This is a genomic window from Proluteimonas luteida, assembly GCF_021191695.1.
In the GTDB taxonomy this organism is placed as follows: Bacteria; Pseudomonadota; Gammaproteobacteria; order Xanthomonadales; family Xanthomonadaceae; genus Luteimonas; species Luteimonas luteida.
In genome coordinates, this window is record NZ_JAIWPT010000001.1 from 351,877 (window position 1) to 368,489 (window position 16,613).

Sequence of the window (16,613 nt, forward strand, 5' to 3'; positions counted from 1 at the left end):
GGCGTCGCACCGGCAGTCCCGACGGCCGTGGCCACGGCCGTCGGGGCTCGTTGCGACACCCGGCATCTCGCCGCCCCTGTGCGGGCGTGCACGATGCGGAATTGCTAGAATCTCCGGTTTTCCGGGGGCTTCATCCCATGATCGAACTCAATCCCGTGCGCCAGCGCATCGTCGACCTCAAGGGTCGGCTGGATGCGCTGAGGGGGTATCTTTGACTACGACGCCCGTCGCGAGCGTCTGGAGGAAGTCGAGCGCGAGCTCGAGGACCCGAACATCTGGAACGATGCCGAGCGCGCCCAGGCCCTCGGCCGCGAACGCTCGACGCTCGACAAGACCGTCAACGGCATCCGCGATCTGAACGAAGGACTGGCCGGCGCCAGCGAACTGCTGGAACTGGCCGAGGCCGAGGACGACGAGGAGACCGCGAACGCGGTCGTGGCCGACGTCGAGCGGTTCGCGCGCGACGTCGACAAGCTCGAGTTCCAGCGCATGTTCTCCGGCGAGATGGACTCAGCGGCGGCATTCGTCGACATCCAGGCCGGCGCCGGCGGCACCGAGGCCCAGGACTGGGCCGAGATGCTGCTGCGCATGTACCTGCGCTGGGCCGAATCGCGTGGCTGGAAGACCGAACTGATGGAAGTCAGCGGCGGCGACGTCGCGGGCATCAAGTCGGCGACGGTGCGGGTCGAGGGCGAGTTCGCCTATGGCTGGCTCAAGACCGAGATCGGCGTGCACCGGCTGGTGCGCAAGTCGCCGTTCGACTCCGACAACCGCCGGCACACCAGCTTCACCTCGGTGTTCGTGTCGCCGGAAGTCGACGACAACATCGAGATCGACATCAATCCGGCCGACCTGCGCACCGACGTCTACCGCTCGTCCGGCGCCGGTGGCCAGCACGTCAACAAGACCGAGTCGGCGGTGCGCATCACCCACATCCCGACCAACACCGTGGTCGCCTGCCAGACCGGCCGCAGCCAGCACCAGAACCGCGACACCGCGATGAAGATGCTGGCCGCCAAGCTCTACGAGCTGGAACTGCAGAAGCGCAACGCCGAAAAGGACGCGCTGGAAGCGACCAAGTCCGACATCGGCTGGGGCAGCCAGATCCGCAACTACGTGCTCGACCAGAGCCGGATCAAGGACCTGCGCACCGGCGTGGAGCGCAGCGACACCCAGAAGGTGCTCGACGGCGACCTGGACGAGTTCGTCGAGGCGGCGCTCAAGTCCGGCCTGGAGGCCGGAGCCAAACGTGTCGATGCCAGCTGAGTGTTTTTGCCACGGATTTGCGCGGAGACACGCGGATTCAAGGCAAAGCCAGGTGCGCAACCGGTAATGTCATCGCGCGCGGAAATGACGGGGTCGCGTAGCCCCGGTCTTCCGCTCCTATCCGCGTCATCCGCGTAGACCCGCGGCCAATACCTGATTTTTAGAGACTCCCATGACCCAGCAGCCCGTCACCCCGCCATCCGCCGACGACAATGCCCTGATCGCCGAGCGCCGCGGCAAACTGGGCGCGCTGCGCGGGCAGGGCATCGCGTTCCCCAACGACTTCCGCCGCCGGGACGAGGCCGGTGCGCTGCAGGCCACCTATGCGGATGCGGAGCGCTGGACCGGCGAGGCGCTGGAGGCTGAGGGTACGCGGGTCGCCGTCGCCGGCCGGCTGGTCGCCAAGCGGGTCATGGGCAAGGCCGCGTTCGCGCAGATCCAGGACGTCAGTGGCCGGATCCAGCTGTTCCTGCAGTCGACGGCGCTCGGCGAGCGCTACGACGCGTTCAAGGGCTGGGACGTCGGCGACATCGTCGGCGCCGAAGGCACGCTGATGCGCACCCGCACCCGCGAGCTGTCGGTCAAGGTCGACGGTCTGCGGCTGCTGACCAAGTCGCTGCGGCCGCTGCCGGACAAGTGGCATGGACTCGCGGACGTGGAGCAGCGCTACCGCCAGCGCTACGTCGACCTGATCGTCTCGCCCGAGGCGCGCGAGGTCTTCGTCAAGCGCTCGCGGATCATCGCCGCGATCCGCCAGTGGCTCGACGCGCGCGGTTTCCTCGAGGTCGAGACGCCGATGATGCACTACATCGCCGGCGGCGCCGCGGCACGGCCGTTCACCACCCACCACAACGCGCTGGACCTGGACCTGTACCTGCGCGTGGCGCCGGAGCTGTACCTCAAGCGCCTGGTGGTCGGCGGCTTCGAGCGGGTCTACGAGATCAACCGCAACTTCCGCAACGAGGGCGTGTCGACCCGGCACAACCCCGAATTCACCATGCTCGAGCTCTACGAGGCCTACGTCGCCTACGGCGAGATCATGGACCTGACCGAACAGCTGATCCGCGACGTCGCGGTGCAGGCGGTCGGTACCACGGCACTGGAATGGGACGGCAACGCGATCGACGTCGGCCCGGCGTTCCGGCGCTGGAAGCTGGAGGAGGCGGTGCGGGAGCTGAACCCGGAGATCTCCGTCGCCGACTGCCGCGACCGCGAGGCGCTGGCCGCGCATTGCGCGCGGCTGAAGATCCCGGTCAAGCCCGGCTACGGCTGGGGCAAGCTGCTGCTGGAGATCTTCGAGAAGACCGTCGAGAGCGGGCTGATCCAGCCGACCTTCATCACCCATTATCCGGTTGAGGTCTCGCCGCTGGCGCGCGAATCCGACGGCGAGCCGGGCATCACCGACCGCTTCGAGCTGTTCATCGGCGGCAAGGAGATCGCCAACGGCTTCTCCGAGCTCAACGATCCCGAGGACCAGGCGGCGCGCTTCCGGGCCCAGGTCGAGGCGCGCGAGGGCGGCGACGACGAGGCCATGCACTACGACGCCGACTATATCCGCGCGCTCGAGGTCGGCCTGCCGCCGACCGGCGGGCTCGGCGTGGGCATCGACCGGCTGGTGATGCTGCTGACCGGCTCGTCGTCGATCCGCGACGTGCTGCTGTTCCCGTACATGCGGCCGCAGCATGACGCCTGAGGGCGGTTTTCGCCCTTCACCGCCATTCCCGCCGCATCCAGACCTCCGGGCTTTCCGGTCGGCGCCGGCCATCCGCCCCGGCCGGCTGGCTGGCGCGGGGATTGCTTCACGTTAAGATCGGCAGACGACGCTGCCCGGACAGCGTCCGGCAACGGGAGGAGGGGCTGCAATGAACATCGTCATCGTCGATGACCAGACGTCCGCACGGACCATGCTGCGGCATATCCTCGAGGACATCAGTCCCGAACTCGACGTGTTCGATTTCGGCGATCCCGAGATCGCATTGCGCTGGTGCGACGACAACCGGCCGGACCTGCTGCTGCTCGACTACCGCATGCCGGTGGTCGACGGCCTGGAGTTCGCGCGCCGCTTCCGCCGGCCGCTGCTGCACCGCGACGTGCCGATCGTGCTGGTCACCGTGGTCGGCGACGAGCCGATCCGCCAGGCCGCGCTCGACGCCGGCGTCATCGACTTCCTGGTCAAGCCGGTGCGGCCGCGCGAACTGCGCGCCCGCTGCCGCAACCTGCTGCAGCTGCGGCAGCAGTCGGAGTCGGTCAAGCAGCGCGCCCTGTCGCTGGAACAGCGCCTGCTGGCCAGCATGCACGAGATCGAGGAGCGCGAGCGCGAGACCCTGTTCCGTCTGGCGCGCGCCATCGCCTATCGCGACGCCAGCACCAGCGCCAACCTCGAGCGCGTCGCCGCGGTGGCCGGCATGGTCGCCGAGGCGATGGGCCTGGGCGAGGAGGAGGTGCGGATGATCGAGCTGGCCGCGCCGCTGCACGACATCGGCAAGATCGCGATCTCCGATGCGATCCTGACCAAGCCCGGCCCGCTGACGGCGGAGGAGACCGAGACCATGCGCGAGCATCCGCGGATCGGCTACGAACTGCTGAGCAACAGCCAGAACCGCTTCATCCAGCTCAGCGCGCTGATCGCCCTGCGCCATCAGGAGCGCTACGACGGTTCCGGCTATCCCGACGGCCTGGCCGGCGAGGAGATCCCGCTGGAGGCGCGCATCGTCGCCATCGCCGACGTGTTCGACGCGCTGATCTCGCGGCGCCCGTACAAACGCGCCTGGTCGATCGAGGAGGCGCTGGCCTACATCGCCGAGAACAGCGGCCGCCACTTCGACCCGCGCTGCGTCGAGGCGATGCTGGGCGATCCGCAGCGGCTGCGCGAGATCTGCGCGTTGCACGGCGGTCCCGCCGGGCAGACGGTGCAGTGAGCAGGCGGGGATGATCGCCGTGCTGCGCGGGGCCAGGGACAGGCTGTCGCACCGCCCCGACAGCGAACACGGGCAGGCGATCGTACGCCTGCTGATGCTGTGCGTGATCTACGCCTACCTGCAGGTGGTCGTGGCCGGCAGGGACGAGGTCGCGACGCAACTGCTGATGTCCGAGCGTTACCTGATGGTCGAGTTCGCGGTGGCGTTCGCGATCATCGGCTGGATCCTGTGGCGCCCCGGCGTCTCGCACCCGCGCCGGATCCTCGGCATGGTGGCCGACTACAGCCTGATGGGCGTGGGCATGTTCCTGCTCGGCGACCTGCTGGCGTGGCTGTACGTGGTGGTGATGTGGGTCACCGTCGGCAACGGCCTGCGCTTCGGGCCGCGCTATCTGTACATGGCGATCGCGTTCGCGGTCGTGACCTTCGGCGCGGCGATGGCGCTGACCCCGTACTGGCAGCAGAACCTGTCGCTGGCCTGGGGGCTGCTGATCGGCCTGGTCGCGGTGCCGCTGTACCTGAGCTCGCTGCTGCGCGCGCTGACCGATGCGACCGAGGCCGCCAAGGCGGCGAGCCAGGCGAAGAGCCGGTTCCTGGCCAACATGAGCCACGAACTGCGCACGCCGCTCAACGGCATCATCGGCATGTCCGAGCTGCTGGTCACCACCCAGCTGACCACCGAACAGCGCGACAGCGCGCACGTCATCCAGACCTCGGCCAAGGCACTGCAGCTGCTGGTCGACGACGTCCTGGACATCTTCAAGATCGAGGCCGGCAAGTTCCGCCGCAGCGACAACGATTTCTCGTTGCCGGAGCTGGTGCGCAGCGTGCAGGTGATGCTGCTGCCCAGCGCGCAGGCCAAGCGGCTGGCGTTCGAGGTCGAGGTCGACCCGGCGGTGCCGGCGCTGCTGCACGGCGACAGCAACCAGTTGCGCCAGGTGCTGGTGAACCTGCTGTCGAACGCGATCAAGTTCACCGACCAGGGCGAGGTGCGCCTCGCCATTTCGCTGTGCTCGGCGACCGCGGACGTCGCCCAGGTGCGTTTCTCGGTGCGCGACACCGGCATTGGCATCCCGGCCGAGGCGATGCAGGGCATCTTCGACGCGTTCGAACAGGTCGAGACCGGCCTCGGCCGCCGTTACGGCGGGACCGGCCTGGGCACGACGATCGCCAAGGGCCTGACCGAGCTGATGGGCGGACGGATCCAGGTCGAGAGCCAGGTCGGCGTCGGCTCGCATTTCTGGATCGAGGTTCCGCTGGGCATCGTCGCGGGCGCGGACGGCGACGCCGCCGGCGCCGCGACCGCGGACAACATCATCGCCTTCGCCGATCCCTTCGTACGCCACCGCGCCCGGGTCGCGCCGATGCGCATCCTGGTGGCCGACGACCAGGTCGCCAACCGCATGGTGCTGCGCCGGCTGCTGGAGAAGGCCGGGCATCGACCGCAGGTGGTCGACGACGGCGAGGACGTGCTCGCCGCGCTGGAGGCGCACCGCTACGACGCGGTGATCATCGACCTGCACATGCCCGGCGCGAACGGGCTCGACGTGCTCAAGCAGGTGCGCTTCATGGAGGCCGGCGCCCGCCGCACCCCGTTCATCGTGCTGACCGCCGATGCCACCGCCGAGGCGCGGGAGGCGGTGGAGAAGGCCGGGGCGTTCGCGTTCCTGACCAAGCCGGTGGCCATCGACCGGTTGCTGGAGAAACTGGCGGAGATTGCGCTGGGGCCGGCCGACAAGTCCGTCGCGGCCCCGCAACGGCAGGCGCCGCGCCCGGGCGGGCTGATCTCGCAGCAGATCCTCGACGAGCTGCGGGAGATGGGCCTGGGCGACGAATTCGTGCAACGGTTCCTGGTCGAATGCGCGCGCGATGCGCGCAAGTGCCTGATGGACCTCGAGTCGGGCGCGCAGGCGGCGAAGTGGGACGCGGTGCGCGACGCCTGCCATGCGCTCAAGGGCGCGGCCGGCAACATGGGGGCGATCCGCCTCGCCGACATCGCCTCGGAAGGCATGCGCATGCCGTCCGACCGGCTGGTCAACGAATGGCCGGCGCTGTTGCAGGCATTGCGCCTGCAACTGGAGCAGGCCCTGGCCGCGCTGCGCGAGCGCGGCGACCTGCAGGCGCAGCCCGGATCGGACAACGGCTGATCCGGGCCTTGTCGCCGGGATTCAGCCGGCGCTGGCGGCTTCGCCGATGGCCTGATCGCCCGCGGCGGTGCCGGGACGGCGCAGCTGCGCACGCACCAGCCGTTCCATCACCCGCAGCTGCCTGTCGCCGAGCTGCAGCGCGGTATCGACCCAGATGCGGGTGATGCGCATCAGCTCGTCGTGGGTCACCGGATACGCGCCGTCGCGGACCTGGTGCAGGGCCAGGCGCGCCGCAGCGATGCGGCGGTTCTGGCGGATCACCTCGTGGACGGCGCGGGTGCCTTCGCCCTTGTCGACCAGCACGTCGACGATCCCCATCTGGTGCAGTTCGTCGCTGCTGTACATCCTGCCGTTGAGCATCATCTCCTCGGCGACCTTCGGCGTGGTCTTCTGCACCAGCAGCGAGTAGGCGCCCATGCCCGGGAACAGGCCGAACAGCACCTCCGGGAAGCCCATCTGCACGCCGCGCTCGGCGACGATGGTCTGGCAGGCCAGCGCGAGCTCGAACCCGCCACCGAGCGCGTCGCCCTCGACCAGGGCCACGGTGTGCGCGTTGGGGTGCAGGCGGGTGTGCAGCAGGTGGATGTTGTCGACGCATTCGGTCGCATAGCGCAGCAGGCCGTCGCGGTCGCGGTTGCGGATCAGGCCGGCGAACAGCTGCAGGTCGCCGCCGAGGTTGAAGACATGGGCGTCCGAGCCCAGCACGATGTGCGACAGCTGCGTTTCCGCCTCCTGCGACCTGTCGGAGATCCGCTCGATCGCCTGCCGGGCGAACAGGCGCAGCTCGCGCAGCAGGCCGGGCGAGAAGCACGCGCGGTAGGTCGGATCCGCGAACGCCTGCTGGGCGTGCATGAAGCACCAGTGCGCGTCGTTGGAAGGGTCGTGCTCGATGCGGATGGTGGACAGTGCGGTGGCGCAATCGCGGTGCAGCAGCTCGACGTTGGTCATTGGAAATCCCCCTTGAGAGGGCTTTCGCCAGCCGGGCGTCCGGCGAAAGCCCTACATGTTCATAATTCGCCCGATGCACGCTTCTATGCGCTCAAACGGCGAAAAGGGCAAGGATTTCAATGATCTGGCGCCGACCGTTAAGACGGTTGCCGAAATATTGTGACTTGCGTCACATTTTCATTCCCCGTCGTCGCGCAGCTCCCGGCGCAGGATCTTGCCGACGTTGGTCTTGGGCAGCTCCTTGCGGAACTCGACGATGCGCGGATGCTTGTAGCCGGTCAGGTGCTCGCGCGCGTGCGCCTTGACCTGGTCGGCGGTCAGCGCGCTGTCCTTCTTGACGATGACGACCTTGACCGCTTCCCCGGACTTCTCGTCGGGCACGCCGATCGCCGCGACCTCGAGCACGCCGGGCATCATCGCGATGACGTCCTCGACCTCGTTGGGATACACGTTGAATCCGGAGACCAGGATCATGTCCTTCTTGCGGTCGACGATGTAGAAGAAGCCCTTCTCGTCCATCCGCGCCATGTCGCCGGTATGCAGCCAGCCGTCGGCATCGATCGCCTCGGCGGTGTCCTCCGGGCGCTGCCAGTAGCCCTTCATGACCTGCGGGCCGCGGATGCACAGCTCGCCGACCTCGCCGACCGGCAGCTGCCTGCCGTCCTCGTCCTTGATGCAGGCTTCGGTCGATGGCACCGGCAGGCCGATCGATCCGTTGTACTCGGGCAGCGTCATCGGGTTGATGCAGGCCGCCGGCGAGGTCTCGGTCAGGCCGTAGGCCTCGACCAGTGTATTGCCGGTGACCTGCTTCCAGCGCTCGGCCACGGCGCGCTGCACGGCCATGCCGCCGCCGAGGGTCAGGTGCAGCCTGGAGAAATCGATCTCGTCGAAGCCGGGCGTGTTGAGCAGGCCGTTGAACAGCGTGTTGACGCCGGTGATCGCGGTGAACGGCTCGCGCTTGAGCTCCTTGACGAAGCCGGGCATGTCGCGCGGATTGGTGATCAGGATGTTCTTGGCGCCGAACTTCATGAACACCAGTCCGTTCGCCGTCAACGCGAAGATGTGATACAGCGGCAGCGCGGTGATGATCGTTTCCTGGCCCGGCTTGACGTTGGTGCCGACCCATGCCGACGCCTGCTGCATGTTCGCCACCAGGTTGCGGTGGGTGAGCATCGCGCCCTTGGCCACGCCGGTGGTGCCGCCGGTGTACTGCAGGAAGGCGATGTCATCCGGACCGATGGCGACGTCGGGCAACTGGTGCTTGCGGCCGAGCGCCAGCGTGTCGCGGAAGCGGACGGCGCCGTGGATGGTGTAGTCGGGCACCATCTTCTTGACGTACTTGAGCACGAAATTGACGATCGGCCCCTTGGGAAAGCCGAGCAGGTCGCCCAGCCCCGTGGTGATGACCTGTTTGACCTCGGTGTCGGGCAGCACGTCCTGCACGGTCTTGCCGAAGTTGTCCATGACCAGGATCGCCGCGGCGCCCGAGTCGACCAGCTGGTGGCGCAGCTCGCGCGCGGTGTACATCGGGTTGGTGTTGACGACGGTCAGCCCGGCGCGCAGCACGCCGAAGGTCGCGATCGGGTACTGCAGGCAGTTGGGCATCATGATCGCGACGCGATCGCCCTTCTTGAGCTTCAGCTCGCCGAGCAGGTAGGCGGCGAAGTCGCGGCTGAGCGCATCGAGCTCGCCATAGGTGATCGTCCGTCCCATGTTCGAGAAGGCCGGCCGGTCCCGGTAGTGGGCGATGGCCTCTTCGAGCACCGCGGGGACCGAGCTGTACTGTCCCGGATCGATCTCCGCGGGGATGCCGGCGGGATAGCTCGCCAGCCACGGACGTTGTTCGCTCATGCAATCCTCTCCCTGTAGATTGACGGCCGACACTCGACGCGGTGGCGTACCTGTGCAATTCGAACGATTGGAGCATAGGCTCCAGGGAGTGGCAAGGCGGAGCGCCGCGCGAAAAGTACGGGGATCGTCCCCGCATCTACGGCCGGGGAAACATCGATGAAACCCAATACAGCATGCATGCAGTGGCCGTCGTCGCGGCATGCGCCCGTTGCAGGTCCGATGGCGCGCGCGCTGGCGTCGTGCGTGCTGCTGTTCTTCGTGCTGCTGTCCGGCTGCGCGAAGACGCCACCGGAAGAAGCGCTGCGCGCGCGCGTTGCTGCGTTGCAGCAGAGCCTGGAGGCGCGTGATGCCGCGGCGATGGAGGCGATGCTTGATGCGGACTTCATCGGACCGGACGGCATGGACCGGCGCGATGCGCGGCGCATGGCCACGCTGCTGCTGTTTCGGCAGCAGCAGGTCGGCGTGACCAGCGGGCCGCTCGACGTGCGGCTGCAGGGCGACGACCGCGCGACGGTGGCGGCGACCGTCGCGCTGACCGGCGGCTCGGGACGCCTGCTGCCCGACAGCGCGCAGGCCTGGCGCGTCGAGAGCGGGTGGCGCCTGCGCGGCGGCGACTGGTACATGACCAGCATCGCCTGGACGCCGGCGCTGCGTTGATGTCGACACCGCGCATGCCCGCCGCCGCGTCGCGACAGGCGGGCATGCCGATCGGTCAGGGGCTCGCCCTACGCGGCCTTCCTCGCGGCGAGTTGCCGCAGCACGTAGTGGAGCAGGCCGCCGTGGTGGGTGAGGGCGCATGCTTGCGACGCCCTGCGTCGCGTGCGGCCGAACGCCCGCCGCGCTGCGGCGGGCCGGTCTTCCGCCCGTTTCGGAGTCAGGCGACCTTGCGTGCTGCGAGTTGCCGCAGCACGTAGTGGAGCAGGCCGCCGTGGCGGGTGAGGGCGCATGCTTGCGACGCCCTGCGTCGCGTGCGGCCGAACGCCCGCCGCGCAGCGGCGGGCCGGTCTTCCGCCCGTTCCGGAGTCAGGCGGCCTTGCGTGCTGCGAGCTGACGGAGCACGTAGTGGAGCAGGCCGCCGTGGCGGAAGTACTCGACTTCCTTCGGCGTGAGCAGCAGCACGTCGACCTCGAACCGCACCTCGCTGCCGTCGGCCTTGTGCGCGACCAGCGTCGCGACCCTGGCCTTGCCGTCCTCCAGGCCGAGGATGTCGATCGTCTCCGAGCCGTCGAGGCCGTGGGTCTGCGCGTTCTCGCCGGCGCGGAACTGCAGCGGCAGCACACCCATGCCGACCAGGTTGGAGCGGTGGATGCGCTCGAAGCTCTCGGCGATCACCGCCCTGACCCCGAGCAGGTTGGTGCCCTTGGCCGCCCAGTCGCGTGACGAGCCGGTGCCGTACTCCTTGCCGGCGAACACCACCAGCGGCACCCCGTCGGCCTTGTACTTCATCGCCGCGTCGTAGATCGGCAGCTTCTCCGGTTCGCTGCCTGCCTGTCCGGCGCTGCCGAAGTACAGCGTGTTGCCGCCTTCCTCGCCGCCGAAGAACAGGTTCTTGATGCGGATGTTGGCGAAGGTGCCGCGGACCATGACGTCGTCGTTGCCGCGGCGCGAGCCGTAGCTGTTGAAGTCCGCCGGCAGCACGTCGCGCGACTGCAGGAAGCGGCCCGCCGGCGAATCCTGCTTGATGTTGCCGGCCGGGGAGATGTGGTCGGTGGTGATCGAGTCGCCGAACAGGCCCATCACCCGCGCGCCGCGGATGTCGTCGATCGTGCCGACGTCCATCGTCATGCCGTCGAAGTAGGGCGGGTTCTTGATGTAGGTCGAATCCGGGTTCCAGGCGTAGAGCTCGCCGTCCGGGGATTCGATCGAATTCCAGCGGCTGTCGCCCTTGAACACGTCGGCGTAGTTCTTGCGGAACATCTCCGGCCCGATGGTCCTGGCGATGAAGTCGCCGATCTCCTTGTTGCTGGGCCAGATGTCGCGCAGGAACACCGGGTTGCCGTCCGGGTCCTCGCCCAGCGGGTCGCTGGTCAGGTCGATGTCCACCGTGCCGGCGATCGCGTAGGCCACCACCAGCGGCGGCGAGGCGAGGTAGTTCATCTTGACCTCGGCGTGGATGCGGCCCTCGAAGTTGCGGTTGCCCGACAGTACCGCCGCGACCGCGAGGTCGTTCTCGGCGATGCCCCTGGACACCGGGTCGGGCAGCGGCCCGGAATTACCGATGCAGGTGGTGCAGCCGTAGCCGACGACGTAGAAGCCGAGCTTCTCCAGGTCGTCGAGCACACCGGCCTTCTTCAGGTAGTCGGTGACCACCAGCGAGCCGGGACCGAGCGAGGTCTTGACCCACGGCGCGGCCTTCAGGCCCTTGGCGGCGGCGTTGCGCGCGAGCAGGCCGGCGCCGAGCATCACCGCCGGGTTGGAGGTGTTGGTGCAGGAGGTGATCGCGGCGATCACCACCGAGCCGTCGGTGAGCTCGTGCTCGCCGTCGTCGATGGTGATGCGTGAAATGGGCTTCGCCGCCAGGTGCTCGGCCTGCGGCTGGCCGCCGCCTTCCTTCTCGAAGCGGTCGATCTGGCGGTCGGTCGTGCCGTTGCGGCGCGAGATCAGCGGGACGAGGTTCTCGAGGAAGTTGTCCTGCACGTCCTCCAGCAGCACCCGGTCCTGCGGACGCCGCGGGCCGGCCAGCGACGGGCGCACGTCGGCCATGTCCAGGTGCAGCACGCTGCTGTACTCGGCCTCCGGCGCGCCGGGCTCGTGCCACAGCTGCTGCGCCTTCGCATAGGCCTCGACCAGCGCGATCTCGTCCTCGCTGCGGCCCGACAGGCGCAGGTAGTTCAGCGACTCGTGGTCGATCGGGAAGATGCCGCAGGTCGCGCCGTACTCGGGCGCCATGTTGCCGATCGTCGCGCGGTCGGCCAGCGGCAGGTGCTGCAGTCCGTCGCCGAAGAACTCGACGAACTTGCCGACCACGCCGTGCCTGCGCAGCATCTGGGTGACGGTCAGCACCAGGTCGGTCGCGGTCGCGCCTTCGGGCAGCCGGCCGGTCAGCTTGAAGCCGACCACCTGCGGGATCAGCATCGACGACGGCTGGCCGAGCATCGCCGCCTCGGCCTCGATGCCGCCGACGCCCCAGCCCAGCACGCCGATGCCGTTGATCATCGTGGTATGGCTGTCGGTGCCGAACACGGTGTCGGGATAGGCCCAGGTCTCGCCGTCGCGCTCGGAGGTCATCACCACGCGCGCCAGGTGCTCCAGGTTCACCTGGTGGACGATGCCGGTGTTGGGCGGCACCACCTTGAAATTGTCGAACGCCTTCTGGCCCCAGCGCAGGAAGCCGTAGCGCTCCTTGTTGCGCTCGAACTCGATCCGGCCGTTGATGTCGAGCGCATCCGGGCGGCCGAACACGTCGACCTGCACCGAGTGGTCGATGACCAGCTCCGAGGGAATCAGCGGGTTGATCTGTTCCGGGCGGCCGCCGAGCTTGACCACCGCGTCGCGCATCGCGGCCAGGTCGACCACGCAGGGCACGCCGGTGAAGTCCTGCAGCACCACGCGTGCCGGCATGAACGCGATTTCGGTATCCGGCACCGCCTTGGGATCCCAGTTGGCGACCGCCTCGATGTGGGCGGCGGTCACCGACTCGCCGTCCTCGTGGCGCAGCAGGTTCTCGAGCAGGATCTTCATCGAATAGGGCAGGCGGGCGATGTCGAACCGCGCGCCGAGCCGGGGCAGGCTGGCATAGCGGTAACGGGTGCCGTTGACGTCGAGATCGGTGCGGGTGGCGAAGGAATCGCTCATGGGAGGCTCCTGTGGCTGGCAGCGGACCGGGGCGGGCGCCGCGAAAAGGACATTGTCGTCAATTTGACGTGTTCAGCTTGTTCAGTACCACACCCCGACATTGAGTATGGATGCCAAAGTATGTATGATTCATCCATACCTTCAGTTGGGGACTGCCGTCGTGGAAGCAACCGTCGCCGAGCGTGGACAGATCACGCTGCCCAAGGCGGTGCGCGACGCGCTGGGGCTCAGCAAGGGCACGATCCTCAAGGTCGAGCTCGAGGGTAGCCGCATCGTGCTGCGGAAGAGTGTCGACGATGCGGTGTCGCGCGCCCGCGGCCGTTTCCGGCTGGAGGGCTTCGATTCGACCGACGCGGCGATGCGCGCGGCGCGCGGCCACGACGGCGATGCGGCGCCCGGGAACATGGCGGGCGAGGGCACGGCGGGCGAGGGCACGCCGGGCACCGGCCCGGCGCAAGGCTGACCCGCGATGATCGCCGTCGATGCGCCCGTGCTGGTCGACCTGCTGGTCGACGGCCCCCACGCCGATGCCGCCGAGGCCTGCCTGCGCCAGTACCTGAGCAGCGGCCCGGTCGTGGTCTGCGACGTCTCCCTGTCGGAGATCTGCAGCGCGCTGCAGGACGGCGACGAGACCATGGCCGTGCTCGAGGACATGGGCGTGCGCTTCAGCGCGATCGAGGCCAAGTCCGCGTTGCGCGCCGGCGAGATGCAGCGCCGCTACTGGCGCCGCGGCGACGGCCTGGCGCGCGCGGTCCCCGATTTCCTGGTCGGTGCGCATGCGCTGCTGCAGTGCAACGGCCTGATCACCCGCGACGACGCGTTCTTCCGCACCTATTTCAAGGGACTCAAGCTGATCGTGCCCACGGCCTGAGTTCCCACGCGACCGTTTACCGCCACGACGCTCCCCCGGAGCGCCCGTGCCTTCCCGACGTTCCACCACCCGAAGTTCTGGAGTTACCCGCATGTTGGAAGCCTACAGCCACCACGTTGCCGAGCGCGCCGCGCTGGGAATCCCGCCGCTGCCGCTGACCGCGCAGCAGACCGCCGAAGTGATCGAGCTGCTGAAGTCGCCGCCGGCGGGCGAGGCGGAGTTCCTGCTGGACCTGCTGACCCACCGCGTGCCGGCCGGCGTCGACGATGCCGCCAAGGTCAAGGCTTCGTACCTGGCGGCGCTCGCCTTCGGCACCGAGACCAATCCGCTGATCGGCCGCGAGCGCGCGACCGAACTGCTGGGCACCATGCTCGGCGGCTACAACGTGCATCCGCTGGTCGAACTGCTCGACGACGCCGGCGTCGGCGCGATCGCGGCCGAGGGCCTGAAGCACACGCTGCTGGTGTTCGATGCGTTCCATGACGTCGAGGAGAAGGCCAGGGCCGGCAACGCCAACGCGAAGGCCGTGCTGCAGAGCTGGGCCGACGCCGAGTGGTTCACCAGCAGGCCGGAAGTGCCCGAGAGCCTGACCATCACCGTGTTCAAGGTGCCGGGCGAGACCAACACCGACGACCTGTCGCCGGCGCCGGACGCGACCACCCGCCCGGACATCCCCATGCACGCGCTGGCGATGCTGAAGAACCGCCGCGACGGCGCGCCGTTCGAGCCGGAGGAGGACGGCAAGCGCGGGCCGATCCAGGCGATCCTGGACCTGAAGGACAAGGGCCACCTTGTCGCCTATGTCGGCGACGTCGTCGGTACCGGTTCCAGCCGCAAGTCGGCGACCAACTCGGTGCTGTGGTGGACCGGCGAGGACATCCCCTACATCCCCAACAAGCGCTTCGGCGGCGTCTGCCTCGGCAGCAAGATCGCACCGATCTTCTACAACACCATGGAGGATGCCGGCGCGCTGCCGATCGAGCTCGACGTCTCGCAGATGGAGCAGGGCGACGTGGTCGAACTGCGTCCCTACGACGGCAAGGCGCTGAAGGACGGCCAGGTCATCGCCGAGTTCCAGGTCAAGTCCGAGGTGCTGTTCGACGAGGTGCGCGCCGGTGGCCGCATCCCGCTGATCATCGGCCGCGGCCTGACCGCCAAGGCGCGCGAGTCGCTGGGCCTGCCGGCGACCGACCTGTTCCGCCTGCCGCAGCAGCCGGCCGATACCGGCAAGGGCTTCTCGCTGGCGCAGAAGATGGTCGGGCGCGCGATCGGCCTGCCGGAAGGTCAGGGCGTGCGCCCGGGCACCTACTGCGAACCGAAGATGACCTCGGTGGGTTCGCAGGACACCACCGGTCCGATGACCCGCGACGAGCTCAAGGACCTGGCGTGCCTCGGCTTCAGCGCCGATCTCGTCATGCAGTCGTTCTGCCACACCGCGGCGTATCCCAAGCCGGTCGACGTCAAGACCCACCACACCCTGCCGGAGTTCATCTCCACCCGCGGCGGCATCTCGCTGCGCCCGGGCGACGGCGTGATCCACAGCTGGCTCAACCGCATGCTGCTGCCCGACACCGTCGGCACCGGCGGCGACTCGCACACGCGCTTCCCGGTCGGCATCTCGTTCCCGGCAGGCTCGGGCCTGGTCGCGTTCGCCGCGGCCACCGGCGTGATGCCGCTGGACATGCCCGAGAGCGTGCTGGTGCGCTTCAAGGGCAAGCTGCAGCCCGGCGTGACCCTGCGCGACCTGGTCAACGCGATCCCGCTGTACGCGATCAAGCAGGGGCTGCTGACCGTCGCCAAGCAGGGCAAGAAGAACATCTTCTCCGGCCGCATCCTCGAGATCGAGGGCCTGCCGGACCTGAAGGTCGAGCAGGCGTTCGAGCTGTCCGACGCCTCGGCCGAGCGTTCGGCCGCCGGTTGCACGGTGCACCTGGACAAGGCGCCGATCATCGAATACATCACCAGCAACATCACGCTGCTGAAGTGGATGATCGCCGAGGGTTACCAGGACCCGCGCTCGCTGCAGCGCCGTATCGAGAAGATGGAAGCCTGGCTGGCCGACCCGCAGCTGCTCAAGGCCGACGCCGACGCCGAGTACGCCGCGGTCATCGAGATCGACCTGGCCGACGTGCACGAGCCGATCGTCGCCTGCCCGAACGACCCCGACGACGTGAAGACGCTGTCGGAAGTCGCCGGCGCGGTCATCGACGAGGTCTTCATCGGCTCGTGCATGACCAACATCGGCCACTTCCGCGCCGCGTCGAAGCTGCTGGAAGGCAAGCGCGACATCCCGACCAAGCTGTGGGTCGCGCCACCGACCAAGATGGACGCCGCCGAGCTGACCAAGGAAGGCCACTACGGCACCTTCGGCACCGCCGGCGCGCGCATGGAGATGCCGGGCTGCTCGCTGTGCATGGGCAACCAGGCGCAGGTCAAGGAAGGCGCGACGGTGTTCTCCACCTCCACCCGCAACTTCCCCAACCGTCTCGGCCGCAACTCGAACGTCTACCTCGGTTCCGCCGAGCTGGCGGCGATCTGCTCGCGGCTGGGGCGGATCCCGACCAAGGCCGAGTACATGGCCGACATCGGCGTGCTCGACGCCAGCAGCGCGGACATCTACCGCTACATGAACTTCGACCAGATCGAGGAATACACGGACGTGGCGAAGAACGTCGCCGCCTGAGCGACGGCCGGCGCCTGACGCACGCGACGACACCGCTCCTCGGGGCGGTGTCGTCGTTTCGGGAACACATTCGCTCGATGCCCGGGGACCGCCTTTCCGGCGCAGGCCCGTCAGGGCACCGCGACCGTGGCCATG

The 16,613-nt window shown here is 68.5% G+C and carries 11 protein-coding genes; 8 read left to right on the forward strand and 3 right to left on the reverse strand.

Annotated features, from left to right (window positions below; translation table 11 throughout):
• The first annotated feature begins 137 nt into the window (after positions 1 to 137).
• The 4 genes from prfB to LDO26_RS01520 all read left to right on the forward strand — a co-directional run bounded on the left by prfB (position 138) and on the right by LDO26_RS01520 (position 6,330).
• Positions 138 to 1,266 (forward strand): peptide chain release factor 2 gene (gene prfB, locus LDO26_RS01505; protein ID WP_232129299.1). Its coding sequence is split into 2 segments (ribosomal slippage): positions 138 to 212 and positions 214 to 1,266, totalling 1,128 coding nucleotides; the frame shifts between segments, so codons are not numbered across the junction.
• Positions 1,267 to 1,438: 172 nt separating this feature from the next.
• Complete coding sequence (gene lysS / locus LDO26_RS01510; RefSeq protein WP_232129300.1) at positions 1,439 to 2,959, forward strand: lysine--tRNA ligase; 1,521 nt, start codon at positions 1,439 to 1,441, stop codon at positions 2,957 to 2,959.
• 169 nt (positions 2,960 to 3,128) lie between these two features.
• The gene (locus LDO26_RS01515) at positions 3,129 to 4,184 is read left to right on the forward strand and encodes a response regulator (RefSeq protein ID WP_232129301.1); all 1,056 of its coding nucleotides are present in this window, start codon (positions 3,129 to 3,131) and stop codon (positions 4,182 to 4,184) included.
• A gap of 10 nt (positions 4,185 to 4,194) precedes the next feature.
• The gene (locus tag LDO26_RS01520; protein WP_232129302.1) at positions 4,195 to 6,330 is read left to right on the forward strand and encodes an ATP-binding protein; all 2,136 of its coding nucleotides are present in this window, start codon (positions 4,195 to 4,197) and stop codon (positions 6,328 to 6,330) included.
• A 21-nt stretch (positions 6,331 to 6,351) separates the two neighbouring features.
• Here the strand turns inward: LDO26_RS01520 and LDO26_RS01525 are convergent, their stop codons facing one another.
• The gene (locus LDO26_RS01525; protein ID WP_232129303.1) at positions 6,352 to 7,278 is read right to left on the reverse strand and encodes a crotonase/enoyl-CoA hydratase family protein; all 927 of its coding nucleotides are present in this window, start codon (positions 7,276 to 7,278) and stop codon (positions 6,352 to 6,354) included.
• Between the two features lie 177 nt (positions 7,279 to 7,455).
• Positions 7,456 to 9,129 (reverse strand): long-chain fatty acid--CoA ligase, encoded by a 1,674-nt coding sequence (locus LDO26_RS01530; protein ID WP_232129304.1) that lies wholly within the window; start codon positions 9,127 to 9,129, stop codon positions 7,456 to 7,458.
• A 156-nt stretch (positions 9,130 to 9,285) separates the two neighbouring features.
• Between LDO26_RS01530 and LDO26_RS01535 the strand changes: the two genes are divergently transcribed.
• Positions 9,286 to 9,786 carry a nuclear transport factor 2 family protein gene (locus LDO26_RS01535; RefSeq protein ID WP_232129305.1) on the forward strand — a complete coding sequence of 167 codons (501 nt, stop codon included), beginning with the start codon at positions 9,286 to 9,288 and terminating at the stop codon, positions 9,784 to 9,786.
• A 366-nt stretch (positions 9,787 to 10,152) separates the two neighbouring features.
• Here the strand turns inward: LDO26_RS01535 and acnA are convergent, their stop codons facing one another.
• On the reverse strand, positions 10,153 to 12,924 hold the full coding sequence (acnA, locus tag LDO26_RS01540) for an aconitate hydratase AcnA (protein WP_232129306.1): 2,772 nt from the start codon (positions 12,922 to 12,924) through the stop codon (positions 10,153 to 10,155).
• 160 nt (positions 12,925 to 13,084) lie between these two features.
• Between acnA and LDO26_RS01545 the strand changes: the two genes are divergently transcribed.
• The 3 genes from LDO26_RS01545 (at position 13,085) to acnB (ending at position 16,478) form a co-directional block, all read left to right on the forward strand.
• Complete coding sequence (locus LDO26_RS01545; protein WP_232129307.1) at positions 13,085 to 13,387, forward strand: AbrB/MazE/SpoVT family DNA-binding domain-containing protein; 303 nt, start codon at positions 13,085 to 13,087, stop codon at positions 13,385 to 13,387.
• Positions 13,388 to 13,393: 6 nt separating this feature from the next.
• Positions 13,394 to 13,795: a type II toxin-antitoxin system VapC family toxin gene (locus LDO26_RS01550; RefSeq protein ID WP_232129308.1), complete on the forward strand. Its 402-nt coding sequence runs from the start codon at positions 13,394 to 13,396 to the stop codon at positions 13,793 to 13,795.
• Positions 13,796 to 13,886: 91 nt separating this feature from the next.
• Positions 13,887 to 16,478 (forward strand): bifunctional aconitate hydratase 2/2-methylisocitrate dehydratase, encoded by a 2,592-nt coding sequence (gene acnB, locus LDO26_RS01555; protein ID WP_232129309.1) that lies wholly within the window; start codon positions 13,887 to 13,889, stop codon positions 16,476 to 16,478.
• Positions 16,479 to 16,613 lie beyond the last annotated feature (135 nt).